Consider the following 26,254-nt stretch of genomic DNA (forward strand, 5'->3'; position numbering starts at 1 on the left):
GGAAAACATGCAATCTCGAAACATCCAGAAAAAGACACCGGTTACCTTGCTTGCCCTGTCGATCGGCCTGGCGCTGAGTGGTACCGCGCTGGCCCAGGAAGCCCCTACCGACCTGGACACTGTCACCGTGACCGGCTACCGCGCCAGCGTCGAGAAGGCGCTGGACATCAAGCGCGGCGAAGCCGGCGTGGTCGATGCCATCGTCGCCGAGGATATCGGCAAGTTCCCGGACCTCAACCTGGCCGAGTCCCTGCAGCGCATTCCGGGCGTGGTCATCACCCGTGAAGCCGGCGAAGGCCGCAACATCTCGGTGCGTGGCCTCGGCCCGGACTTCACCCGCGTGCGCATCAACGGCATGGAAGCGCTGACCACCGTCGGCGCCGGCGACCAGAGCGGCGGCACCAACCGCGGCCGCGGCTTCGACTTCAACGTGTTCGCCTCGGACCTGTTCTCGCAGATGGTGGTGCGCAAGACCGCCTCGGCCGACGTCGAGGAAGGCTCGCTGGGCGCCACCGTGGACCTGCGCACCGCGCGTCCGTTCGATTACGACGGCTTCACTTTCGTGGCCAGTGGCCAGGCCGGCTACAACGCCATGGCCGAAAAAGCCGATCCGCGCCTGGCGGCGCTGATCTCCAACACCTTCGCCGATGGCACCTTCGGCGCGCTGCTGTCGGTGGCCTATTCCGAGCGCCAGGCGCTGGAAGAGGGCTCCAACACCGGGCGTTGGGCCAATGGCCCGAGCAACGGTGGCTTCGCCGCCAGCCCGGCCTTCCCGGCGGCGCGCAGTGCAGACGTCTACCACCCGCGCTTCCCGCGCTACGTGCAGCTGGAACACCAGCAGGAACGCCTGGGCGTGACCGGGTCGCTGCAGTGGAAGCCCAACGACGCCACCGAAATCTCGCTGGACGCGCTGTACTCCAAGATCGACGCCACCCGCGACGAACACTACATCGAAGCCATTTCCTTCAGCCGCAACCGCGATACGGGCACCGGCGTGAATCGCCGCCCGGAACGCGACGGCAAGCCGGCGATGGTGGTGCGCAACGGTGAGATCCGCAACAACGCGCTGGTCTACGGCGAGTTCGATAACGTCGACATCCGCACCGAGAACCGCCACGACGAGTGGAGCACCGAGTTCAAGCAGGCCAGCCTCAACTTCGATCATCGCTTCAGCGACGCGTTCTCGATCAACGGCAAGGTGGGCGCCTCGCGCTCGGCGCACGAAAACCCCGTGCAGACCACCATCATCATGGACAAGTACGACGTTGACGGGTACAGCTACGACTACCGTGGCAACAGCCGTGCGCCGGTGCTGAACTACGGCATCGACCCGACCGATCCCAACGGCTGGGAACTGGCCGAAATCCGTCTGCGCCCGCAGTACGTGGACAACGACTTCGACACTGCCGAGGTCAACTTCAACTGGAACATCAGCCCTGGCTTCCGGCTCAAGGGCGGCGTGCTGGCCAAGAACTACACGTTCAGCACCGTTGAACTGCGTCGCACCAGCGAAGTGGCCGTGCCAACCTTCGCCGACGGCAGCCGTATCGTGTCGCCGGACCTGACCAGCCAGGCGGGCCTGAAGGGCATCTCCGGCTCGCCCTCCAACTGGGTGGTGCCCAACCTCGATGCCATCGCCGACGCGCTGGACATCTACAGCAACACCGGCACCTTCGCCGTTGCGCCCCGCGCCAACAACAGCCGCAGCGTGGAAGAGAAGGACCGCGGCGTCTGGCTGATGGGCGAGTTCTCCACCGACCTCGGGTCCATTCCGCTGTCGGGCAACTTCGGCGTGCGCTACGTGCAGACCGAGCAGACCTCCAGTGGCGCAGCCACGGTGGGCGGCGCGCTGGTACAGGCCACCACCAACCGCAAGTACAACGACACCCTGCCCTCGTTCAACCTGGTGGCGGAAATCGCCCCCGACTTCCTGATCCGCCTGGGCGCGGCAAAGGTGATGAGCCGTCCTGGTCTGGGCAACCTGACCCCGGGCGTCACCGTGGCGGTCGCCGGCGGCGCACGGACCGTGGCCGGTGGCAACCCGAACCTGGATCCGTTCCGCGCCACCAACGTGGACATGAGCTTCGAGTGGTACTTCAACGAAGGCGCGATGGCGGGCATCGGCCTGTTCTACAAGGACATCGAATCGTTCGTGCAGAACACCCGCGAAGTGCGTCCGTACTCCAGCAGCGGCCTGCCGGCCAGCCTGCTCGACGGCACCGGCGCGTCGGTCAACGATGATTTCACCTTCACCATTCCGCTCAATACGCCTGGCGGTGAGCTGTACGGCGTCGAGGCCAACTACACCCAGCCCTTCACCTTCCTGCCGGGCAAGTGGTCCAACCTGGGCGTGCAGTTGAACTACACCTGGGTGGACACCAGCATCCAGTACGTCAATGGCGCCGGCGTACCGGTGATGAAGAACCAGCTCACCGGCACGTCCAAGAATGCCTGGAACGCCACGCTGTTCTACGAAGGGAAGGTGTGGTCGGGCCGTGTCTCGGCGACCAACCGCAGCGACTACCTGACCGCGGCACCGGGCCAGGAGGTTGGCTTCAACATGGATGGAACGCACGGCATGACCGGCACCACCGTGCTGGACGCCTCCCTGCGCTACCGCATCAGCGACCAGCTGGAGCTGAGCCTGGAAGGCATCAACCTCACCAACGAGGCGTCCGACGAGTGGGTGTACTCGCCCAGCACGGGCGAGTTGCCGCTGCAGTACACCGAGAGTGGCCGCCAGTTCCTGCTCGGCGTGCGCTACAAGTTCTGATTCACCGGCAGGACCCAGCGGCGGCGTGAGCACTCACGCCGCCGGCTGCGCGCGCCGCCGTCGTTGCCATCCACACCCGTCACTGCATGCACGCTGCTGCGGCGCAAGATGCCGCCGCGTGAAGGGTTTGTTACGTTTCGGATGACCAACGGTGTCACAGCGGCACATGCGCGACAGACGCTCCGGGGGAGGCCGGACGTCCATGACTCATCACCATCACGCTCGCATGGCGGCGCACCCTGGAAGGAAACACACGATGGATCGACCGTTCTCCTGTAAAAAGACACCGGTTACCGTGCTTGCGGTCGCCATTGCATTCGCCCTGCAGGGTACCGCTGGCATCGCCGCGGCCCAGCAGACGCCGGAAGCGGCGGCCGCACTCAACGCGGTGGACCTGGACAAGGTGGAGGTCAAAGCCACCTACCGCGAAAGCCTGCAGCAGTCGCTGGATGAAAAGCGCTACAGCGTCGAGCAGGTCGATGCGATCTACGCCGAAGACATCGGCAAGTTCCCCGATCTGAACCTGGCCGAGTCGATGCAGCGCATTGCCGGCGTGTCGATCGACCGCGAAGGCGGCGAAGGCCAGCAGATCTCCGTGCGCGGCCTGGGCTCGGACTTCACCCGCGTGCGCATCAACGGCCTGGAAGCACTCTCCACCGCCGGCAGCGGCACCACCGGGGTCAACCGCAGCCGCGGTTTCGACTTCAACACCTTTGCCTCCGAACTCTTCAGCCGGGTCAAGATCAACAAGACCCAGTCGGCGCAGACCGACGAAGGCTCGCTGGGCGCCACGGTCGACCTGCGCGGTTCGCGCCCGTTCGACTTCGAGGGCTTCCAGGCATCGCTCGGTGGCCAGTACGGCTACAACGAGCTCTCCAAGAACAAAGACCCGCGCATCTCCGGGCTGATCAGCAACACCTGGGCCGACGGCCGCGTCGGCGCGCTGATGTCGGTGGCCTACAGCAAGCGCACCATTTTCGAGGAAGGCTACAACCCGGTCCGCTGGGAGCACGGCAACTACCGCAACTCCAACCAGAGCACCGCGGCCAACAACGGCACCTACGGCTTCTGCAGCCCCACCGGCTACGACCCGCAGACCCCGCGCAATCCGCTCGCCAATGAAACCGCCGCCGGTGTGGGCAGCGCCGCCAACCAGGCGCGCAGCAACGGCTGGGGCAGCTACGGTATCGATGCCACCCACTGCGGCCCCGGCCTGGACCGGCCCGCCGCCACGGCCGAGAACATCGCCGCCTACGAGACCGCGACCAACGCGTGGATCCCGCGCTACCCGCGCTACGTCCGCACCGAACACGAGATCGAGCGCCTTGGCGTCACCGGCGCGCTGCAGTTCAAGGTCAGCGACGACACCCAGTTGAACCTGGACGTGCTGTATTCCAAGCTCGACAAGGACGTGCGCGAAGACTCCATCGGCGCCAACCTGCACCGCACCGCGCAGTACGGCGGCAAGACCCAGATCGTGGTCCGCGAGGCGCAGGCCGATGCGCAGAACCGCCTCACCTACGGCGTGTTCGACAACGTGGACTTCCGCACCGAATCCACCGCGATCGAAGAAAGCACCGAGTTCAAACAGTTCAGCCTGAACCTGGAGCACCGCTTCAACGACGCGGTGCGGCTGGACGCGGTGATCGGGCATTCCGAGTCGAACTACGAACGGCCGGTGTTCTCGATGGTCAGCTTCGACAACAGCAACCTGGACGGCTTCGTGCTGGACATGCGCAACGGCAAGGTGCCGGCGATGTCGTTCCCGTTCGACCTCAGCGCCGTGGACAACTGGAAGTGGCTGGGCTACGGCAGCACGCCGGTCAATGCCAACGGCACCGCGCGCGGCGGCAACATCAGCGAAGTGCGTTTGAACCCGCAGTACGTCGACAACGCGTTCGACACGGCCAAGGTGGACCTCACCTTCGTCATCAATCCCACCTTCACCCTGCGCGGCGGTCTGGCCTACAAGGACTACGACATGAGCACGCAGGAGTACCGCAACATCAGTTACGGGCGCCTGTCGCAGGCGCTGCCGGACGGGGTCACCGTGGGTGACCTCAGCAGCTCGCTGAGCGGCTTCGGCAAGGGCATGGACGGCAGCCTGCCCAACGCGTGGCTGGTGCCGGACTTCAAGCAGATCGCCAACCTGCTGGACATCTATTGCAACTGCAACACCGGCACCCTGGGCGGCGACTACCGGCTGGCCAGCGTCGGTCACTTCGGCGCGTCCAACAACAACTTCGACGTCAACGAGAAGAGCTACGGCAGCTACCTGCAGCTGGACTTCAACACCGACCTGCTGGGCCGCGCGTTCCGCGGCAACCTGGGCGTGCGCTACGTGCAGACCCGCATCACCGCCGATGGCTATGCGCCGTGTACCGCCACCAACGCCAACGATCTGTCCTCGGCCTGCGCACCGTTCTTCGGGGTGGCCAGCGCCACCGCCGACCCCGGCGAGCGCCTGCAGGTCGGTACCCGGGTCGGCCACAAGTACGACGACTGGCTGCCCTCGTTGAACCTGGCCTGGGACCTGACCGACACCTTCGTGCTGCGCTTCGGCGCGGCCAAGACCATGGCCCGCCCGACCCTGTCCAACCTGTCGCCGAGCGTCAGTGGTGGGCCCACGGCGTATTTCGACGATGACCGCGCGTACTCGATCAACCTGGGCAACCCCAAGCTGGATCCGTTCCGTTCGACCAACTACGACCTCAGCGCGGAGTGGTACTTCGACGAAGGCGCGCTGCTGTCGGCGGCGGTGTTCTACAAGGACATCGACAGCTACGTGCAGCGCACCCGCCTGATGACCACCTGGGCGGACATGGGCTATTCGCTGGATCTGCTGCCGACCGGTTTCAGCCCGGACACCGTGTTCAACGTGCAGAGCTACTTCAACACGCCCGGCGGCCCGCTCAAGGGCTATGAAGTGTCCTACCAGCAACCCTTCAGCTTCCTGCCCGGCTTCTGGCGCAACTTCGGCGTGCAGCTCAACTACACGCACGTCGAGTCGAAGATCAAATACATGTTCAGCTCGGGCACCGGCAGCACCATCGTCACCACCTACACCGAGAACGACCTGCTGAACCTGTCACCGAACTCGTACAACGCCACCCTGTACTACGACGATGGCCGCTTCAGTGCCCGCGTCTCCACCAGCTACCGCGACGCGTACATCAGCACCATCCTGTCGCAGGAAAACGTGTGGGACCTGGATGGCAAGCAGCTCGCCACCGCCGATGTGCAGGGCAAGTACAGCGTGGAGAACGTGGACTTCAACATGTCTTACAAGGTCAACAAGAACCTCTCGCTGACCTTCGAGGCGATCAACCTGCTCGACACCGCCGATGAGCGTTATGTCGATTCGGCGTTGTCGCTGCCGGACCGCTACACGCATACCGGGCGGCAGTACTACCTCGGCCTGCGCTACAAGTTCTGACCGTGCTGCGCCTGCCGCCACCTGTATCGCGCCCATCCCCGTCCTTCTCTCCGGGATGGCGGGCGCGGTGCGGGGGCGGGAGGCCACCGTGAGCCGCTGACGCCTGCTGGTGGTTCCGCTGTACTGTTTCTGCTGTCGAAAGGAAGGTCCCATGCATCGCCCTGTCGCCCCCTTGATCCGTCCCTCCCGCCTGTCGGCCAGCCTGCTGGCCCTGCTGCTTGCGGGCAGTGGCACCGCCTGGGCGCAGACCGCCCCGCAGCTGCTGTTCCACGTCTCGGCCGACCAGGGCCTGCAGGCCGACACCGCCGCAGGCGATCCGGTACCGAACTTCGTGGACAAGGTGAAGCGGGTGCCGAACGGTGCGCATGGCAGCGCGATCGAATGGGCGGATGATGGCGTGTTGTCGTGGAACGCGCCGGGCAACATCCAGGCCCAGCGCGGCACGCTGGGCTTCTTCTGGCGGTCCCGCTACGCGGTGGGCGACGCACCGTTCGTGATCTTCCGGGTCGGCTACGCCGACCACAGCAGCTGGGACATGGCCTGGCTGCGCATCGACTGGAACGGCCACGGCTTCGATGCGTTCGTCACCGATGCCAACCTGGCGCGCACGCGCGTGTCGTTCAAGCTCGACCAGACCCCCTCGCCGCAGCAGTGGCAGCACATCGCCTTCGGCTGGGACGAAAACCACGGCGTGCGCCTGTACGTGGACGGCAAGGAAGTGGCCCGCCAGGAGACCACCGCCGACTACGACGCCGCACTCGATCAGCTGGGCCTGGCCGCGCGCGTGATGGCGCCCTACCAGGTGCAGAGCCGCTACAACTTCCTGCGCGGCAGCGACTTCGACGAGATCCGTGTCTACGACCGCCTGCTGGATCCGGCCGGTATGGCCGCCCTGGCGCGCAATGCCACACCCGCCACCGCCGTGGCCGTGCCGGACCCGATGCGCGCCTGGCGCCACCGCCATGGCTGGGACGCCACCCCGCCGCCGGCGCTGACCGCCGCGACCACGACGATCCGCAAGGTCGAGTTCGCCGATACCAAAGACCACAAGCAGTGGATGTGGAAGGCCACCGACGGCATCGCCGAGACCACCTGGCCGGGCGTGTACAACCGCTCGCGCCTGCCGGGCCGCAACGACTACTTCCAGCTGCCCGACTGGAACACCTACGTCGAGGGCGGCCAGCAGCTGGACCTGACCCTGCCGGCCGGTGAAAGCGTCAACCGCATCGAAGTGCGTGGCGCCGCGTTCGGCGGGCTCAGCCACAGCGCCGATGGCCAGCCGCCGCAGACCCTGTTCCAGCGCCCGCAGGGCGTGGTGCGCAGCGTGAACGCCATTGCCGCCCAGACCGGCGGCGTACTGCACTTCCGCAATACCGAACAGGAAACCCCGATCCAGGAAATCTGGGCCTACCAGGTGAGCGATGCCGCCGAGCCGGAGGGCACGGTCAAGCAGCGCTACCTGGTCGACAGCCAGGCCCTGCCGGACTACACCAACATCGCGGCACTTCGGGAGTACATCGACGGCCGCTACCCGGCCGCCGAACGCAGCACGGTGATGGCGTTGCCCAAGGGCGCCGGCGCGCGCCGGCGCACGGCCGATACGCTGCCCGCGCAGCCGCTGCCGATCGTGCACGTGCTGATTCCCTCCGGCGTCAGCGATGCCCCGGCGGCACAGCCGCTGATCCGCAGCTGGGCACACAGCTGGGAGAACATGCACGATGGCCTGGACGGCGTGGCCATCGACCTGCCCGCGCTGGACCTGCCCGCCACCCACGACGGGTTGATCCCACTCAACATCCGCATCAAGGACCCGATCTGGCCGGCGCGCGACATGATAGACGTGTCGGTGTCGGTCAAACCGGGGCAGAAGCGCACGCTGTGGCTGGATCTGCGCGACCGCATCCTCACCGCGGACAGCCTGTGGATCTCCATCGCCTCGGCCGCACCGGGCTTCAACGCCACCTCGCTGGACGGGGCGGAGATCCGCATGGTCTACAAGGACCGCGAGGAGGCGAAGAAGGAGCACATCGCCGACCGCTTCAACCAGGCACGCGACAATTGGGGCTTCCTGGTCGAAGAACACACCACGTCCAAGCGGCAGCGCCTGTACGCGCGCGTCTACGCCGACCTCAGCGACCTGCTGCGGGTTGATCCGGACCACGTCAACGGCCGCCTGTACTGGAACTACATCAGCTACAACAGCCAGGGCAAACCGCCGTTCACCCAGCCGCAGGCGCCCAAGGGCGTGCCGCAGTGGGCGTTCGCGCAGACCGAAGACCTCAAGTACGTGCGCCGCTTCATCGACTGGTGGATCGACAACCGCCAGATTGCCTACGGCGACTTCGGCGGCGGCATCTCCGACGACTCCGACCTGACCCAGCAGTGGCCGGGGCTGGCGCTGATGGGCGTGCAGCCGGACAAGCTCAACGCCTCACTGACCGCACTGTCCGATGCGGTGTACCGCAATGGCATGTTCAGCAACGGCCTGAGCACCATCGAGACCGACGAGCTGCATGCCTACGAGGAAGGCATCAACACCAACAGCGCGATGCTCTACCTCAACTGGGGCGATCCGCTCACCGTCGAGCGCCTGATGGAAACGGTGAAGGCCTTCGACGAACGCATCATCCTGCCCAACCCGCAGGGGCACCTGCTGTTCTCCAGCAACTGGTTCGGCGGCAACAAGGTCTACCGCGAACCGAACTGGCAGTGGCAGAAGCCGTATTCCTTCCCGGTGCTGCACCCGGCCTTCCTGATGGGCCAGTACAACGCCGACCCGACCGGGCGCAAGCTGGTCACCGGGCTGGCCGACAGCTACCTGGCGCATGCCTACACCGACGACAAGGGCCGCTGGGCGCTGCCGAACGAGATCCACTGGGCCACCGGCAAGACCCGCGGCGGTGAGCTCAACAACGGCTCGGGCAGCGGCGACATCATGCATACCTTCTGGGCGGCATGGCGCTGGACCGGCGATGACAAGTACCTCAAGGCGCTGGACTACCGCGTCGAGCGCGGTGGCCCGGGGGCGCTGTCCAACCTGGGCGAGAACTACGTGGAAGCGTTGGGGCGCGCGGCCGAATGGAACCCGCGGTTCATCAGCGACGCCGACGCGGGCAACACCGGCTTCTCCAGCCTGATGGCGTGGCAGGCCACCGGCGACAAGAAATACCTGGCGGCGCTGCACGCCGACGGCATCCAGGCCAAGGCACAGCGCGAGTACATGAATACCGAAGGCCACTGGTGGTCCGACCGTGTCGAGGCACCGAGCGAATTCCTGCAGCGTGCGCGGCTGGGCGGCATCGCGCTCAAGCGCAACCAGAGCTGGCCGGGCCACACCGTGAGCTGGCGCTTCGCCCAGCCGAACGCGGCCGAACAGGTGGCGCTGCTGGTGCACGCGCCCTCGCCGGACCGCTTCAAGGTGATCGCCTACAACCTGGGCACGCGCGCGGTGGACGCGGAGATGAGCACCTGGAACGTCACGGCCGGGCAATGGCGGATGACCAGCGGCGTGGACCGCGACGGCGATGACACGATCGACGGCAAGACCACCACGCGGGATCTCACTCTGGAGCGCAGTGCATCGACCACGTTGCGCTTCGCACCGGGCCAGAGCCAGGTGTTCGAGTTCACGCTGGTGCAGGCCGGCACGCCGGTCGAACGGCGTGCGGACCTGGGCATCGGGCGCGGCGATGTGCGCGTGGACGGGCAGCAGCTGCACGTGACCGTGCACAGCCTGGGCCACGTGGGCACCGGCCCAGCCGTGGCGGTGCTGGAGGATGCCAAGGGCCGTGAGCTGGCGCGGGTTGAGATGCCGAGCCTGCCCGCACCGAGCGACCTGCTGCCGAAGACCGCCACCGTGCGCCTGCCGCTGCCGGCCGGGGATCGCCGTGGCCTGCGCGTGCGCGTGATGCAGGCCGATGGCGCGGCGGAAGTGACCCAGCGCAACAACGTGGTGATGCTCGACCGGTAGCGTCCTGCCACGCATGGCGGCTTTGGCCGCCGATCACAGCGTGACCTGGCCCTCGATGCAGGTCACGCAGTCACCGCCGATCCACAGCGCATCGCCTACCCGCTCCACCCGCAGCCGACCGGCACGCCCGATCGCCGTGCCCTGGCTGATCACATAGCGTTCCGGCGCTTCGCCGGTGCCCAGCAGCCAGCGCGCGATGCCGGCATTGAGGCTGCCGGTGGCCGGGTCTTCCGGTGCGCCGTCGCCGGCAATGAAGGCGCGGCTCTCGTACTGGGCCTCGCTGCCATCGCTGGCGAGCCACGGCCCGAACACACCCACCTTCAGGCCCATCAGCTGCGCATAGTCCGGCTGGACCGCCAGCACCGCGGCACGATCGCGCAGGCGCAGTGCCAGCCAGCCGGTGCCGTTGTCGGCCCAGCGGGCGTCCACCACGTCCTCCGCCGCCACGCCCAGGCCGCGTCGGACGCGCTCACGCAGGTCCGGCGTCAACGCTTCGCACCGCAGCAGCGGCGGCGCCAGGAAGGCCAGGCCGGCGTCGCTGCGGCGGATCCGCACCAGTCCGATCCCGCACTCCTGCACGATCTCCTCGCCCTTGGGCACGCCGCCGTGGGCCAGCCAGGCATGGCAGCTGCCCAGGGTGGGATGCCCGGCAAACGGCAGCTCTTCCAGCGTGGTGAAGATGCGCACGCGGTAGTCCGCCTGCGGATCGGTGGGCGGCAGCAGGAACGTGGTTTCGCTCAGGTTGGTCCAGCGCGCAAAGGCCGCCATGCGGGCGTCTTCCACGCCGTCGGCCTCCAGCACCACGGCCAGCGGATTGCCCCGCAGGGGATCCTGGCTGAAGACATTGACCTGCTGGAACGGAAACGTACGCATGGCGGAGCTTCGAAAGGCGGAACCGGATGATGCGCGCGGCACAGGCCGCGGGTCGAGCGCGGCACTAGGCCGCGTCGGTTTCCATCACCTGCACGCGGCGCTGGTACCAGTCGCCTGCGTCGGGTTCGAAGATCGCGCTGCGGGTCATCTCGCCCTCGTACACATGCACCGAGATGGCCAGGCTGTCGTCGCTGGTGTTGCGGATGGTGTGGTATTCGTGCGGCGGGATCAGGCTGCCGGCACTGCCGCAGTCACCCAGCACCGCCGGTTCGGCACGGAAGCGGAAGCGCTCGCCGTCGCGTTCGAGCAGCCGGTACTGGGTGATTTCCAGCTGGCCCAGCCACACCCCTTCCACGCACCACAGCCCGCTGTGGTCGTGCAGCGGCGTGCCCTGCCCCGGGCCCCAGCTCATCGCCACGATGCTGTAGCCGTGCGCGGCGCTGCGATACAGCTCGCGGCGGGCGTAGTGGTCTTCGATGGGATGGTGCACGCAGGCCGGCAGCTGGATGCGGCTGTCGGCGATGGCCTCGCGCAACGCGCTGCGCAGGGTGGCGGCGATCTGCTGCGGGCTCTCGTGCTGCACCGCGTGGTCGATGGCCGCGATCAGTCGATCACGGCCATGGAAGGGCGGGAAGAGATTGCGTTGGTCTTGCATGCCCTGAGTCTAGGCCATCGCGGTGAATGTCGTGTTTGATCTGAATCACATCCAATCGCCCCACGATCACCGAAATACTGATCCATTCGAAGGAAATCGTGGGATATGCCTATCGATCACGGGATCAGCAGCGGCCGCAAGGACGGCACCTGCCGGGCCAGTTCCTCGGTCACCAGCGTGGCAAACAGCGCCGCGCCGTCCGGGCCCAGGTGGGTGTAGTCGAACGCGACCTTGGCCTGGCCCATCGGCTCGGCGATGGCGTTGTCCTGTGCGGCCGGTGCCCCCGCGACGGGCGCTGCCCCCACCGTCGTGCCGCCCAGCGCCGCGCTGACCTGCGCCGGGGTGGCCGCCGCCTGCGCCAGCGGCATGGCCGCCACCGGTCCCAGCGCCTGCACCACCGCACGGCTGCGGGCATGCAGGTCGACCAGCGGCACCTCCATCTCGCGCGCCACGCTGCGCACGGCCTCGGCCCAGGGCGCCAGATCGTCGATCAGCACGCCATCGGTGAACTGGCGGCGGGTCAGCGGCGTGACCAGCACCGGCTGCGCGCCCGCCGCGCGGATCTCGCGCACGTAGCGGCGCAGGTTGTCCGGGAACTCGCGTTGCAGGTCGGTCGAGCGCCCCGGCTTGCCCGGCTGGTCGTTATGGCCGAACTGCACCAGCACCCAGGTGCGCGCGTAACCGGGCGTGCGCATCTCCGCCTCGGCCAGCGCCCAGGAGCCTTCGGCGCGGTAGTTGTAGGTGCTGCGCCCGCCCCGGGCCAGGTTGGTGCAGGTCAGGAACGAGGTCACGTGGCGCGCGCAGAAGGCCGGGCCCCAGCCCCCCTGCACGGCGGTGGTGGAATCGCCCACCAGCACGATCTTGCTGGCGCGGATCGGCGTCGGTGGCGGACGATCCAGCACCGCCGGATCTGCGGCGGCGTGCGCCGTGCCCAGTGCACCGAACAGCAGGCTGCCCAGCAGCCAGGTCGACGCGCGCATCAGAACGTACCGCGCTGGATGAAGGGGGCCTGCTGATAGAGACGACGCTCGCCGCCACGCGGGTCGTCGGCCTGCCGCGACGTGGCGTCGAACAGCATCGTTTCGCGGCGGGCGAGCGAATAGGTCTGCCAGCGCGGCAGCGCGGCGTGGTTGGGATCGCCGTGGCGGGCGAAGGCGATCAAGGCCTCGCTCATGGTCGCAGCCACGCGCGTGGCCGCTTCGCTGTCGCCGGTGCGCGAGCCGGCGCGGTCGGTGGTGTCAAACACCAACGGGATATCCAGCGTGTGGAAGGCGCCGAACTTGCCGCCGTCCAACGGTGAGCCCCAGTCCAGCTGATAGGCCCAGGTGGGTGCGCCCTGGCGTGCGCGCGCCTCCAGTTCCTCCACCGCACCGCGCCACGAGCGGCCGGCGGTGGTGGCCGCGAAGAACACCTCCGTGGGCGTGTAGTGCGGATACAGGCGGCGGTACTCGGCGATCACCACCGAGGGCAGCAGGTCCACGTACTGCTCTTTCTCCAGCTTGGCCGGCAGCGTCTCCCACGTGAGCGCGAAATTGGCCGGGTCGTTGCCCAGGAACGCGCGGGTTTCATCGTGGGTGTTGCCGATCACCATCGGAATCCCGGCGGACTGTGCGGGCGCCTCCGGCCAGAACGGGTGCACCGGCAGCGAACGCCCGTCGAGCACCGGCCCAACGTAGAGGCTGCTGTTCTCCACGCGCGAAGGATCGCGTGCACGTGTGGCCGCCAGCAGCGCCTCCATCGGCAGCGTGCGCAGCGCATCGGCATCGGCCGCGCCCACCGCCTGCATCGCGATCTGCGCGCGCTGGGTGGCCGCACGCGGGCCGGCCGCGGTGACCTGCTGCCCACTCATGGTCCAGGCGCGCTGGAACAGGCCACGCGCGGCCGGCATGGCCATCAGCGTGGCGATCTTGGCGCCGCCGCCGGACTGCCCCACCACAGTGATGTTGCCGGCATCGCCCCCGAACTCGGCGGCATGCTGGCGCACCCAGTGCAGCGCCTGCACCAGGTCGAGCTGGCCGACATTGCCCGAGTCGGCGAAGCGCGCATCGCCCAGCTGCGCCAGGTACAGGTAGCCGAACACGTTGAGCCGATGGTTGACCGTGACCACCACCACGTCGCCGCGCCGGCACAGCGCGCTGCCGTCGTACAGCGGGTCGCTGCCGGAGCCGTTGTTGTACGCACCGCCATGGATGTAGAACACGATCGGCCGCTTTCCGCCGTCGCGCAGCGCCGGTGTCCACACGTTGAGGTAGAGACAGTCTTCGCTGCCCGGCCCTTCCGTGCCGGTCTGCGGGGCGGCGTTGCCATAGTCCAACGCATCGCGCACGCCACGCCAGGCCACCTCGGGCAGCGCCGGCTGGAACCGCCGGGGCGCGGTGTCGGCACCATAAGGGATGCCGCGGAACACATTCACCCCCTGCTCGCGTTGCCCGCGCACCCGGCCACTGCGTACCCGGGCCAGCGGCGCGGCGTCGTCGCGCGGCCCAGGCACGCCGGCGAAGGCCGGCAGCAGGGGCAGGCTGGTGGCGCCCAGCATCAGGGCATAGCGCGCGCTGTCGCGCAGGAAACGTCGACGCTGCAGGTCGGCGGGGGACTCACTCATGGCGCGCGGGCTCCGTGTGGCGCGAAGGGATCCAGCGCAGGGCCAGCTCGGGCCACTGCGCAACGGTCAAACCGGGCGGGATGCGCACGCCGAAGCCGTGGCCGCCCTGCGGGAACAGGTGCATTTCGGTGGACACGTCGGCCCGCAGCAGCGCCTGGTAATAGACCAGGCTGTTGTGCACCGACACCACGGTGTCGTCCTGCGCATGCACCAGGAAGGTGGGCGGGGTATCGGCGCGGACCTGGTCCTGCATCGAGAACTGCTGCTGCAGCGTGCTGTCCGGATGCGGCCCGAGCAGGCGCGAACGCGACCCGGTGTGTGCATGGGTGCCCATGTCGATCACCGGGTAGATCAGCAGCGCCACATCCGGGCGTGCGCTGAGCGCATCGATGGCGTCGCGGTGCGGGTACACCGGCGTATCGAAGCCGTTGCTCAGCCGCGCGGCGACATGCCCACCGGCCGAAAAGCCCATCACCCCGATGCGCGCCGGATCCAGCTGCCAGCGCGCGGCGCCGGCGCGGATCACCCGCATCGCGCGCTGCGCATCGGCCAGCGCCGCCTGGCGGTCGCTGCGGCCGGCGGGCAACCGATAGCGCAGCACGAACAGGGTGACCCCGCCCTCATCGACAAATGCCGGCACCAGGGCGGTGCCCTCTTTGTCCAGCACGATGCGCTGGTAGCCGCCGCCCGGCACCACCAGCAGGGCGCTGCCATTCGGGCGCGGCGGCCGGTACACCACCAGGTAAGGCGCACCGACGTTGTCGATGTAGCGGTCCGGCAGCGCGGGGTCGGTACTGCGTTCGATCACGTTGGGCACGCTGGCCGGGCCGGTCTCGCCGGGGACCTGGCCGTGCGGCCACAGCTCGATGCGGTCCGGCGCGCCTGCGGCCGGTTCGGTGGCCGGCACAGAACGTTCGGCCGCGCGGGCCAAGGCAAGGGGACTGGCAAGCAACAGCAGCATCAACAACGGCAGCAACAGGGGGCGGCGCATCCGCATCGGTCCTTTCCAGGTGGGGGCGTACCCCGGATCGTGCCTGACGATGGCGCCTCTGATGCGCTGCACATTGCCAATGACACCGGTTTACCATATACAGCTCATCCAGCCACTGTCGATTGGCAGTGCAACATTTCTCCGGGAGACCCGCTTGAGCAACGACAACGGCAAACAGGACCTGCCAGACCACGGTTTGGGTGAGATCGCCCGCCACTTCGTCGGCGCCCGCCAACAGGGCCGATCCCTGCCGGATTTCCCGGGCACGATCCCCGCCGACCTGGTCACCGCCTACCAGGTGCAGGACCAGGCCATCGCGCTGTGGGGCGACCAGGTAGTGGGCTGGAAAGTGGGCTACATCGCCGCCGAACGCCGCGATGCCTCGGGCGACGACCGCCTGCTGGGCCCGATTTTCTCGCGCAATCTGCAAAATGCTACCGGTGGAACAGTGGACATTCCGGTGTTCGTCGGCGGCTTCGGCGCGGTCGAGGCCGAGTACGTGATCCAGCTGCAGGAAGACGCCCCGGCCGACAAGCTGCACTGGACGCCGGAAGAAGCCGAGGCGCTGGCCGCCCGGCTGTTCATCGGCGTGGAAGTGGCCAGCAGCCCGCTGGCCACCATCAACAAACTCGGCCCGCGCGTGGTGGTGTCCGATTTCGGCAACAACAACGGCCTGGTGCTCGGCACCGAGATCGCCGACTGGACCCGCCTGGACGATGCCGACCTGCGTGCGGAAACCCGCATCGACGGTGAGGTGGTCGGTACCGGCGGTGCCACCCTGTTGCCCGGTGGCCTGCGTACCGCCTACGCCTTCGCCTTGGGCCGTTCGGCGCAGCGCGGTCGGCCGTTGAAGGCCGGCGACCTGATCGCCAGCGGCAACGCCACCGGCATCCACGACATTGCCGTAGGCCAACAGGCACTGATCCGTTTCGCCGGTTACGGCGACATTACCTGCAGGGCCATCGCTGCCGGGTAACCGCGCAGCCTTGGACAGTCCGCTTGGGAGGGCGCAGATGTTCACTCGCAGAAATTTCCTTGGCACCGGTCTGGGCGCGCTTGCCGTGCCTGCGCTGGCGGCCTGTTCGCGGTCAACGGGCAGCGCGCCGGCCGGTGCGCAGTTGCTGACCGCCACCGACGTCCACGTGGCCGACTACCCCACCGTCACCGCGGTGAAGTGGATCGGCCAGCAGCTGGAACACAAGACCGGCGGCCGCCTGAAGCTGCGCCAGTACCACTCCGGCCAGCTCGGCCGTGAGTCCGAGGCGATCGACATGGCCCGCTTCGGCGCCATCGACATCACCCGGGTCTACTCCGGTGCACTCAACAACGCCTTTCCGCTGACCCAGGCGCTGTGCCTGCCCTACGTGTTCGAGTCGGTGGCGCACATGCGCCGCGCGCTGGACGGTGGCGTGGCCGACGCAGTGCTGAAGGGCTTCGAGACCCGCGACCTGGTCGGCCTGGCCATCTACGATTCCGGCGCGCGCTGCTTCTACAACACCAAGCACCCCATCGTGGAGCCCAAGGACCTGCACGGCCTGAAGCTGCGCGTGGCGTCGTCGGACATCTTCATCCAGCTGATGCGCCTGCTGGGTGCCAACCCCACCCCGATGTCGCTGGGCGACACTTTCTCGGGCATGGAAACGCACATGATCGACGGTGCGGAAAACAACATGCGCAGCTTCCATTCCAGCCGTCATTTCGAGGCCGCGCATTACTGGTCGCAGAGTGACCATTCCTATGCGCCGGACGTGCTGCTGATGTCGCGCCAGAGCCTGGAGGCGCTCACCCCGGCCGACCGCGCGCTGGTGATCGAGACCGCGCGTGAATCGGTCACGGTGATGCGCCAGCAGTGGGATGCCTCGGAAAACACCGCCCGCCAGGCCGTGGCCGACTTCGGCATCACATTCAACGCCGTCGACATGCCGGCCTTCCGCAAGGCCGCCGATCCGCTGCTGCAGCAGTACCTGCAGCAGCCGGCGCTGGCCGCGCTTACCCGTCGCATCCGCGACTTCGCCTGAGGCCCCGACGCGATGTCCGACCCGACTTCCGAAACGCCCGTCATCGTCAGCGCGCCGCAGCGCGTGCTCAACGTCATCGCCGACGTCGCCATCCACATTGCCGTCATCGCCCTGCTCGGGCTGGTGGTGGTGCAGGGCTGGCAGGTGTTCGCACGCTACGTCATCAACGACTCGCCCAGCTGGACCGAGCCGGTCACGCTGCTGCTGCTGGCCACCGCGATGAGCCTGGGCGCTGCCACCGGCGTGCATACCCGCCGCCACTTCGGCTTCTTCCTGCTGGCCGCGCACATGGGCCCGGGCCTGCGCCGCGCGGTGGATGTGTTCGCCGCGCTGGTGGTGGCCGTGCTCGGCACCGTGATTGCCTGGTGGGCCGCGGTGCTGCTGCTGGACGGCCTGGACATCAAGGCGGCCGGCGCCAACCTGCCGCAGAGCATCAACTACCTGCCGCTGTGCATTGGCGGCGCACTGATGGCGATCTTCGCCGTGAACCAGATGGTGCAGGCTGTGCTGCCCGTCGACGCCGACACCGTTGCCGAGGGAGACCGCTGAGCCATGGGTATCACGATCCTGTTTACCGTTTTCGCGGTGCTGCTGCTGCTGGGCGTGCCGGTGGCCTATGCGCTGGCCGCCGCCGCCCTGGCCACGCTGTGGTACCTGGACCTGCCCACCCTGGTGCTGGTCCAGCAGATCTCCGCCGGCACCGGCTCGGCCTCGCTGATCGCCATTCCCTTGTTCATCTTCGCCGGTGAAATCATGATGCGCGGCGGCATCTCCGAACGCCTGATCTCGCTGGCGTCCTCGCTGGTGGGGCGCATGCGCGGTGGCCTGGGCCAGGTGTCGATCCTGTCCTCGCTGTTCTTCGGTGGCGTGTCCGGTTCGGCCATCGCCGATGTCTCGGCGGTGGGCGGCACGATGATTCCGCAGATGGTCAAGCGCGGCTACGACCGCGACTTCGCGGTCAACGTCAGCATCACCGCTGCACTGGTCGCGCTGCTGGTGCCGCCGTCGCACAACCTGATCCTGTTCTCGGCCGCGGCCGGTGGCGGGCTGTCGATCGCCGACCTGTTCGCGGCCGGTATCGTGCCGGCGCTGCTGATGACCGTCGTCCTGATGATCACCGGTTATCTGGTGGCACGCCGCCGCGGTTACGGCGTGGAGATCTTCCCGGGCTGGCGCGCGGTGCTGCTGCGGCTGGTCTCGGCGCTGCCGGGCCTGGGCCTGGTGGCGCTGATCTTCATCGGTATCCGCGCGGGCATCTTCACCGCGGTGGAAAGCGCGGCCATCGCCGTGGTCTACGCCCTGCTGGTCACCACCGTGCTGTACCGCCAGCTCAACTGGCGCGAGTTCATGGGCACGGTGACCCATGCGGCGCGCAGCACCGGTGTGATTCTGTTCGTGATCGCCACCGCCGCGGTGTTCGGCTGGCTGCTGGCCTACCTGGAAGTGCCCGCGGCCGCGGTGAATTTCCTGCAGTCCTTCGCGCACAGCCAGTTCATGGTGCTGCTGATGATCGTGCTGATGCTGTTGCTGCTGGGCACCTTCATGGACCTGGCACCGATGATCCTGATCTGCACGCCGATCTTCCTGCCGGTGGCCAAGGCCTACGGCATCGACCCGATCCACTTCGGCCTGGTGTTGGTACTGACCGGTGGCCTGGGCCTGGTGACGCCGCCGGTGGGCTCGGTGCTGTTCATCGGTACCGCGATCGGCAAGATCAGCGTGGGCGAGAGCATGCGCTCGATCTGGCCGTTCTGGTTCGCCGCGCTGGGCGTGCTGTTGATCGTGACCTTCTTCCCGGAAATGTCGCTGTGGCTGCCCGCCCTGCTGCGCGCGTAAACGTGCGGCGGCTGGCTGCCCTGCTATGGATCGCCCTGCCCTGCGCCGTCATGGCGCAGGGCCAGGACATCCCCCTGCGGGGCTTCCAGGACGGCATCAACCATTGGCAGAGTGGGCACGGCACGGACTACCCGCGCTGGTCCCCCGGTCAGTACCGGCAGATCGCCGACAACCTAGTCGCCCTGCAACGCCATGGCGGCGGTTGGGCGGTCAACCAGGATCCGCAGCGGGTCCTCGACGATGCCGCCAAGACACAGGCGCTGGCCGACCAGGCTACGCCCGGGGGCAGCTTCGACAACCGCAACATCTACACCCAGGTCAGCTACCTGGCCGAGGCCTTCGCGCGCAGCGGCGATGCCCGCTACCGCGACGCAGCCGTGCGTGGCCTGGACTTCATCCTCGCCGAGCAGATTCCCACCTGTGGTGGCTGGCCGCATTCGGTGCCGTCCCGCACTGCGTACCACGGCCACATCACCTTCGCCGACGACGTCACCAGTGGCGTGCTGACCACGCTGCGGCGCGTGCTGCGCGAGCCGGTGTTCGGTTTCATCACTGCCGAACAGCGTGCCCGCGTGGACGCCGCCGTGACCGCCGGGGATGCCTGCCTGCTGCGCCTGCAGGTGCGCCAGGACGGCGTGGCGACGATCTGGGCCGGGCAGTACGACCGCACCACCCTGCTGCCCGCGCAGGGCCGGAAGTTCGAGCTGCCCGCATTGGTCACCGACGAGAGTGTCGGCGTGGTCCGTTACCTGATGGCGATCCCGGACCCGTCGCCGGCGGTGGTCACCGCCATCAACGACGCCATGGCGTGGTTCCAGGCGCACGCGGTGACCGGGTGGCGGCTGGAGACGTTCGAGACGACCCCGGCGCAGTTCCAGTTCCATCGCACCACCGTCGACCGCCGCCTGGTTGCCGACGCCGGCGCGCCGCTGCTGTGGGGGCGCTTCCACGACCTGCAGGACAGCTCGGTGCTGCTGGCCAACCGCGAGGGCGAACGGGTGGCCCGTTTCGAAGAGATTCCGCGCGAGCGCCGCACCGGCTACCACTGGTACGGCACCTGGCCGCAGGCCCTGATCACCACCGACTACCCGCGCTGGCAACAGCGCACCGCCGGGACCGGCGCGCGCTGAGCGCGGCCGGCCCACGCTACGTTCAAGGAGACACACGATGCGTTTGAGGACGACCCTGGCCAGCTTCGCCACCGCCTGCCTGCTGCTGGCGGGCGCCGGCCACGCCGCCGAGCCCGCCACCGCCTGGAAGCGCGGGATCGAGAACCAGCGCCAGGCCGACCTGGGCAACGGCACCTTCCTCAACCCCGTGTTCGCCGGTGACCGGCCGGATCCCTCGGTGCTCAAGGATGGGCAGGACTACTACCTCACCCTGTCCTCGTTCGATGCCTACCCCGGCCTGCCGATCTGGCACTCGCGCGACCTGGTCAACTGGCAGCCGCTGGGCCATGCCATCACCAAGAACGTGGGGGCGATCTGGGCGCCGGACATCGTCAAGCACGGCAGCCGCTACTACATCTATTTCCCGGCCCGCACCGGCGAGACCCGCAGCAACTTCGTGGTCTGGGCCGACAGCATCAAAGGCCCGTGGAGCGAGCCGATCGACATCGGGCTGGGGGCCTACATCGACCCGGGCCACGCGGTGGGCGAAGACGGCAAGCGCTACCTGTTCCTCAGCGGCGGCGACTACGTGCAGCTGGCCGACGACGGGCTGAGCGTGGTCGGCACGCCCAAGCACGTGTACGACGGTTGGAAGTACCCGGAAAGCTGGGACGTGGAGGCCTACGCGCAGGAAGGCCCGAAGATCAATTTCCGCGATGGCTGGTACTACATGACCACCGCCGTGGGCGGTACCGCCGGCCCGCCGACCGGGCACATGGTGATCACCGCGCGCTCGCGCTCGATCCACGGCCCGTGGGTGAACGCCCCCAACAACCCGATCATGCGCACCCGGTCGGCCGCCGAGCCGTGGTGGTCGCGCGGCCACGCCACGGTGATCGAAGGCACCGACGGGCGCTGGTGGATGATGTACCACGGCTACGAGAACGGGTATTGGACGCTGGGCCGCCAGGCCCTGCTGGAGCCGATCGAATGGACCGCCGACGGCTGGTTCGTGGCCAAGGGCGGCGACCTCGGACAGCCGCTGGCCAAGCCCTCGGGCAGCTCGGTGGGCCCGCACGGCATGGCGCTGTCCGACGATTTCCGCGGCACGCGCCTTGGCCCGCAGTGGTCGTTCTTCAACCCGGCCCAGGACGAGTACGCCCGGCTGGACTTCACCGGCAAGGGCCTGGTGCTGCAGGGCAAGGGTGAAACGCCCCGCGACAGCTCGCCGCTGACCGCCATCGCCGGTGACACGGCCTACCAGTTCGAGGTCGAGATGCACGTCGCCCCGGGCGCGGTGGGCGGTGCCCTGCTCTACTACAGCGACCGCCTGTACGTGGGCGTGGGCAGCAACGGCGAGAAGTTCATCATGCACCGCTACGGCGAGGAGCGCCCCACCCGGCTGGCCCCCAGCACCACCGGGGGCACGCTGTGGCTGCGGGTGACCAACAACCGTCACATCGTCACCATTCACTCCAGCACCGACGGCAAAACCTGGCAGAAGTACCCGGTTCAGATGGAAGTCTCCGGCTACCATCACAATGTGGCGGGCAAGTTCCTGGCCCTGAAGCCGGCCCTGTACGCTGCCGGCCAGGGCAAGGTGGAGTTCCGCAATTTCCGCTACCGCGCCCTCGATTGAGCTGCCCGCTAGAATCCCCTGACTCATCCCCGGTTTGAACGACATGTCATTGCGCAGCAAAACCGATCCGTCGCCGCACGGATTGACCAAAGGCAAGGCCGCCACGATCAACGACATCGCGCGCCTGTCCGGGGTGTCCAAGAAGACCGTCTCGCGCATCATCAACAACTCGCCGCTGGTGCGTAAAGACACCCGCGACAAGGTGGAAGCGTTGATGCGCGAGGTGGGCTACACGCCCGACCCGCTGGCGCGTGGGCTGGCCTTCCGGCGCTCGTTCCTGATCGGCATGGTCTACGACAACCCCACCGCGCAGTACATCGTGGACATGCAGTACGGCGCGCTGGACGCGCTGCGCGGCTCCAGTTTCGAACTGGTGGTGCACCCCTGCGACTCGCGCAGCCCCGGCTACATCGATGGCGTGCGCCGCTTCGTGCAGCAGCAGAAGCTGCACGGCGTGATCCTGGTACCGCGTGCGTCGGAAGACCAGGCGCTGGTGGACATGCTCGATGAGATCGGCGTCCGCTTCACCCGCATCGCCTCGCTGCCCCTGGACGACACCTCGCAGATGGTGGTCACCCACGACCGCGACGGCGCCGCCGAAGCGGCCGACTACCTGCTCTCGCTGGGCCACCGCGACATCGCCCTGGTGACCGGCCCGAGCGCCTACCGTTCGGCGCACGAGCGCACCGCCGGCTTCATCGATGCGCTGGCCAAGCGCGGCATCGAGCTGCCCCCGGCGCGCATCGTCGAGGCCGGCTATACCTTCGAATCGGGCGTGGCCGCCGCCGAAAAGCTGCTGCTGGGCAAGCAGCGCCCCACCGCCATCTTCACCGGCAACGATGAAATGGCCGCCGGCATCTACAAGGTCGCCCTGCGCGCGGGCATCAACATTCCGCGCCAGCTGTCGATCATCGGCTACGACGACAGCCCGCTGGCCTCGCGCCTGTGGCCGTCGCTGACCTCGGTGCGCCGCCACACCCGCGACACCGGGCGCACCGCCGCGGCCATGCTGATCCAGCCCGACGGCCAGGCCGCGCTGCAGATCGCCAGCGTGCGCCCGCACCTGATCGTGCGCGACTCCTGCCAACCGCCCGAGGATTGACGCGCGCCGCGATGGCAACGACGCGCGTTCAGGATCAACGCGTCGCCACGCGCCCGTGCAATCGGTTGCCGATCGCACGGCTTTTCTGACATGGACACCACGCCGGGCCCGCCCTGGCCTATCGTGCGCTGCAAAATGACACCGGTTTACCAACTCGCTACACTTTGACCAAATCGCGCCGGGGCCGACCTGCTGCCCCACCCCTGCTCTGGAGACGCCATGTACTGCAAGACCCACTACGCCACCCATCCCGACGCCATCAAGGGCGCCAGCAATGACGACCTGCGCGAGCTGTACCTGCTCGACGGCCTGTTCAACGCCGATGCGGTGACGCTGAAGTACACCCACTACGAGCGCTTCGTGCTCGGCGGTGCGGCCCCGGTCAACGGCCCGCTGTCGCTGCCCAGGCAGACCGAGCCGGCCTCGGCCGCCGGCCATCCGTTCCTGGAGCGTCGCGAGCTGGGCATCATCAACGTCGGCGCCGGCAGCGGCACCGTCACCGTGGACGGCACCGTGTTCCAGCTCGGCCCGAAGGACGGCCTGTACGTGGCCATGGGCAGCGTGGACGTGGTGTTCGCCTCCGATGATGCCGCCACCCCGGCGCAGTTCTACCTGGCGTCCACGCCGGCGCATGCGCGCTTTGAAACCAAGCAGCTGTCGATCAAGGACGCCGTGGCGCTGGATCGCGGCGCGCTGGAAACCAGCAACGAACGCACCATCTACCAGTACATCGTGCCGGCTACCTGCCAGTCCTCGCAGCTGCTGCTGGGCCTGACCGTGCTCAAGCCGGGCAGCGTCTGGAACACCATGCCGCCGCACCTGCACGACCGCCGCAGCGAAGTCTATTTCTACTTCGACCTGGGCCAGAACGACCGCGTGTACCACTTCATGGGCGAGCCCGAGGCGCAGCGCCACATCGTCATCCAGAACAACGAAGCGGTGGTGTCCCCGCCGTGGTCGATCCACATGGGCGCCGGCACCAGCAACTACGCCTTCATCTGGGCGATGGGCGGCGAAAACCTGGATTACACCGACATGCACGTGCTGGACATCTGCCAGCTCAAGTGACCCCCGCACGCCGCCCGCACCGCGCGGGCGGCGTCTGTGCCGCATTGGAAAAGGACCGCATACGCAATGGCTAATCCGTTCAGTCTGGAAGGCAAGGTCGCCCTGGTCACCGGTGGCAACACCGGCCTGGGGCAGGGCATCGCCGTGGCACTGGCGCAGGCCGGTGCCGACGTCGCCGTGGCCGGCATCCAGCCGCCCACCGAGACCATCGCCGCCATCACTTCGCTGGGCCGTCGCTGCCTGGCCATCGAAGCCAACCTGATCAGCATCGAGCCGGTCGAGCGGGTCATCCGCGAAACCATCGCAGGCCTCGGCGGCCTGGATATCCTGGTCAACAACGCCGGCCTGATCCGCCGCGCCGACGCGGTGGACTTCAGCGAGCAGGACTGGGACGACGTGATGAACGTCAACATCAAGTCCGCGTTCTTCATCTCGCAGGCGGCCGGCCGGCATTTCATCGCCCAGGGCCGCGGCAAGATCATCAACATCGCATCGATGCTGTCCTTCCAGGGCGGTATCCGCGTGCCGTCGTACACGGCCAGCAAGAGCGGCATCGCCGGCATCACCCGTCTGCTCGCCAACGAATGGGCCAGCAAGGGCATCAACGTCAACGCGATCGCCCCGGGCTACATGGCCACCGACAACACCGCCGCGCTGCGTGCTGACGAGGACCGCAACAAGTCCATCCTCGACCGCATTCCGGCCGCACGCTGGGGCACCCCGGAAGACCTCGGCGGCACGGCCGTGTTCCTGGCCTCCAGCGCATCGGACTACGTCAACGGCGCGGTGCTGCCGGTCGACGGTGGTTGGCTAGCTCGGTAAGCGACACCACCGAACGATGCGCCCACGCGGGCAGACGATGGGCGCCCTTGGGCGCCCATCTGTCATTCAGGCACCCCATCTGCCCGGTAGTGCCGGCCGCTGGCCGGCAGCTCTCAGGCACCCCATCTGCCCGGTAGTGCCGGCCGCTGGCCGGCAGCTCTCAGGCACCCCATCTGCCCGGTAGTCCCGGCCGCTGGCCGGCAGCTCTCCACCCAGGAGCATGACCATGCTGCGTTTGCTGTTGTCCCTGTCGCTGCTGCTCGCCGCCCCCAGCGCGCTGTGCGCGCCACACCGCATCTTCATTGCCGGGGATTCCACCGCCGCCGCATACGGCCCGGAGCGCGCGCCACAGGCCGGCTGGGGCCAGGCATTGCAGACCTACCTCGATCCCACCGTGTGGGAGGTCCGCAACCACGCCAAGGGCGGCCGCAGCACGCGCAGCTTCATCGACGAGAAACGCCTGGACGCCATCGCCGCCCAGCTCCAGCGCGGCGATGTGCTGCTGATCCAGTTCGGCCACAACGACGCCAAGTTCGAAGATCCCACGCGCTACACCGAGCCCGGCAGTGCGTATCCGCAGTACCTCATGCGCTACGTGCAGCTGGCTCGCGACAAAGGCGCCACGCCGGTGCTGATCAGCCCGGTGGCGCGACTGTTGTACGACTTCGGCTCACTGCTGGACACCCACGCGCTGTACACCCAGGCAATGAAGCAGCTGGCCACCCGCGAGCAGGTGGCGCTGATCGACCTCAACGACAGCTCCACGCGCTGGATCCGCGCGTTGGGCGAGCAGGGCGCGCGGCCGTACTTCCTGTTCGTGCCCGAACAGAACAAGGCCGATGGCACGCACTTCAGCACCGCCGGTGCAAACGCCGTGGCGTGCCTGGTCGTGCGCGACTGGGTTGCGCTGCAGCCCACGCTGAAACCCGCGTTGAAACGCGATATCGATTGCGACGTGCGCAGTGCAGGGCAGGGCGCGGATGCATCCAAGCCCTCGCGCGTGGTGCACGAGCGCGACATCGCGATCACCCAGCCCGGCCCGCATGGCGGCGCCGGCCCCACCACCGCCTACCCGTTCTTCGCCAACGACACCGACCTGCCGTTCGTGCTGCGCAAGCGCGTGCTGCACAAAGGCGCCGGCATCGGCCTGCACCCGCAGCACAAGGACGAGATCTACTACATCGTCAGCGGGCGTGGCAGCTATGTGCTGGACGGCAAACAACACGACGTGGCGGCAGGCGACGCGCTTCTCACCCGCACCGGCAGTCTGCACGCGCTGCAGCAGGTGGGCGACGATGACCTGGTGGTGCTGCTGGCCTATCCCCGGTAGGTACCGACCGGGGGTCGGCACCGGGCGTAC

Annotated in this window: 18 protein-coding genes; 13 read left to right on the forward strand and 5 right to left on the reverse strand. The window is 67.9% G+C overall.

Annotation, left to right across the window (positions count from 1 at the left end; translation table 11 throughout):
* The first annotated feature begins 7 nt into the window (after positions 1–7).
* The 3 genes from AC6CHL_RS16260 to AC6CHL_RS16270 all read left to right on the forward strand — a co-directional run bounded on the left by AC6CHL_RS16260 (position 8) and on the right by AC6CHL_RS16270 (position 10,179).
* Positions 8–2,773, forward strand: a complete 2,766-nt coding sequence (locus AC6CHL_RS16260; RefSeq protein WP_428711459.1) for a TonB-dependent receptor — start codon at positions 8–10, stop codon at positions 2,771–2,773.
* Positions 2,774–3,029: 256 nt separating this feature from the next.
* Positions 3,030–6,209 (forward strand): TonB-dependent receptor, encoded by a 3,180-nt coding sequence (locus AC6CHL_RS16265; RefSeq protein ID WP_498295320.1) that lies wholly within the window; start codon positions 3,030–3,032, stop codon positions 6,207–6,209.
* Positions 6,210–6,360: 151 nt separating this feature from the next.
* The gene (locus tag AC6CHL_RS16270) at positions 6,361–10,179 is read left to right on the forward strand and encodes a LamG-like jellyroll fold domain-containing protein (RefSeq protein ID WP_498295322.1); all 3,819 of its coding nucleotides are present in this window, start codon (positions 6,361–6,363) and stop codon (positions 10,177–10,179) included.
* Between the two features lie 33 nt (positions 10,180–10,212).
* Here AC6CHL_RS16270 and AC6CHL_RS16275 read toward each other — a convergent pair whose 3' ends face one another.
* The 5 genes from AC6CHL_RS16275 to AC6CHL_RS16295 all read right to left on the reverse strand — a co-directional run bounded on the left by AC6CHL_RS16275 (position 10,213) and on the right by AC6CHL_RS16295 (position 15,300).
* Complete coding sequence (locus tag AC6CHL_RS16275; RefSeq protein ID WP_498295324.1) at positions 10,213–11,052, reverse strand: PhzF family phenazine biosynthesis protein; 840 nt, start codon at positions 11,050–11,052, stop codon at positions 10,213–10,215.
* 64 nt (positions 11,053–11,116) lie between these two features.
* Entirely contained in the window at positions 11,117–11,707 is a 591-nt protein-coding gene (locus AC6CHL_RS16280; protein WP_051598945.1) for a cysteine dioxygenase family protein, read from the reverse strand.
* A 116-nt stretch (positions 11,708–11,823) separates the two neighbouring features.
* The gene (locus tag AC6CHL_RS16285; protein WP_498295326.1) at positions 11,824–12,687 is read right to left on the reverse strand and encodes a rhamnogalacturonan acetylesterase; all 864 of its coding nucleotides are present in this window, start codon (positions 12,685–12,687) and stop codon (positions 11,824–11,826) included.
* Positions 12,687–14,309, reverse strand: coding sequence for a carboxylesterase/lipase family protein (locus tag AC6CHL_RS16290; protein WP_498295328.1), 1,623 nt, complete (start codon positions 14,307–14,309; stop codon positions 12,687–12,689). The genes AC6CHL_RS16285 and AC6CHL_RS16290 overlap by 1 nt, the downstream gene beginning before the upstream one ends.
* The gene (locus tag AC6CHL_RS16295) at positions 14,302–15,300 is read right to left on the reverse strand and encodes an alpha/beta hydrolase (protein ID WP_498295330.1); all 999 of its coding nucleotides are present in this window, start codon (positions 15,298–15,300) and stop codon (positions 14,302–14,304) included. The genes AC6CHL_RS16290 and AC6CHL_RS16295 overlap by 8 nt, the downstream gene beginning before the upstream one ends.
* A gap of 154 nt (positions 15,301–15,454) precedes the next feature.
* On the opposite strand from AC6CHL_RS16295, the gene AC6CHL_RS16300 reads away from it, so the two are divergent.
* From AC6CHL_RS16300 to AC6CHL_RS16345, 10 genes are all read left to right on the forward strand, one after another.
* On the forward strand, positions 15,455–16,276 hold the full coding sequence (locus tag AC6CHL_RS16300; protein WP_137191449.1) for a 2-keto-4-pentenoate hydratase: 822 nt from the start codon (positions 15,455–15,457) through the stop codon (positions 16,274–16,276).
* A 37-nt stretch (positions 16,277–16,313) separates the two neighbouring features.
* Positions 16,314–17,318, forward strand: a complete 1,005-nt coding sequence (locus tag AC6CHL_RS16305) for a TRAP transporter substrate-binding protein (RefSeq protein ID WP_038691466.1) — start codon at positions 16,314–16,316, stop codon at positions 17,316–17,318.
* Positions 17,319–17,330: 12 nt separating this feature from the next.
* The gene (locus AC6CHL_RS16310) at positions 17,331–17,867 is read left to right on the forward strand and encodes a TRAP transporter small permease (protein ID WP_498295332.1); all 537 of its coding nucleotides are present in this window, start codon (positions 17,331–17,333) and stop codon (positions 17,865–17,867) included.
* A gap of 3 nt (positions 17,868–17,870) precedes the next feature.
* Positions 17,871–19,154 carry a TRAP transporter large permease gene (locus tag AC6CHL_RS16315; RefSeq protein WP_498295333.1) on the forward strand — a complete coding sequence of 428 codons (1,284 nt, stop codon included), beginning with the start codon at positions 17,871–17,873 and terminating at the stop codon, positions 19,152–19,154.
* Positions 19,127–20,284 (forward strand): pectate lyase, encoded by a 1,158-nt coding sequence (gene pelA, locus AC6CHL_RS16320; RefSeq protein WP_498295335.1) that lies wholly within the window; start codon positions 19,127–19,129, stop codon positions 20,282–20,284. The genes AC6CHL_RS16315 and pelA overlap by 28 nt, the downstream gene beginning before the upstream one ends.
* A gap of 37 nt (positions 20,285–20,321) precedes the next feature.
* Complete coding sequence (locus tag AC6CHL_RS16325) at positions 20,322–21,902, forward strand: family 43 glycosylhydrolase (RefSeq protein ID WP_498295337.1); 1,581 nt, start codon at positions 20,322–20,324, stop codon at positions 21,900–21,902.
* A 43-nt stretch (positions 21,903–21,945) separates the two neighbouring features.
* Positions 21,946–23,004, forward strand: coding sequence for a LacI family DNA-binding transcriptional regulator (locus AC6CHL_RS16330; RefSeq protein WP_051599021.1), 1,059 nt, complete (start codon positions 21,946–21,948; stop codon positions 23,002–23,004).
* Positions 23,005–23,223: 219 nt separating this feature from the next.
* Positions 23,224–24,072, forward strand: coding sequence for a 5-dehydro-4-deoxy-D-glucuronate isomerase (gene kduI, locus AC6CHL_RS16335; RefSeq protein WP_498295339.1), 849 nt, complete (start codon positions 23,224–23,226; stop codon positions 24,070–24,072).
* A 66-nt stretch (positions 24,073–24,138) separates the two neighbouring features.
* Entirely contained in the window at positions 24,139–24,894 is a 756-nt protein-coding gene (kduD, locus tag AC6CHL_RS16340; RefSeq protein WP_498295341.1) for a 2-dehydro-3-deoxy-D-gluconate 5-dehydrogenase KduD, read from the forward strand.
* Positions 24,895–25,120: 226 nt separating this feature from the next.
* Positions 25,121–26,224, forward strand: a complete 1,104-nt coding sequence (locus AC6CHL_RS16345; protein WP_498295343.1) for a GDSL-type esterase/lipase family protein — start codon at positions 25,121–25,123, stop codon at positions 26,222–26,224.
* Positions 26,225–26,254 lie beyond the last annotated feature (30 nt).

It is taken from the genome of Stenotrophomonas sp. GQ19 (assembly GCF_059758695.1).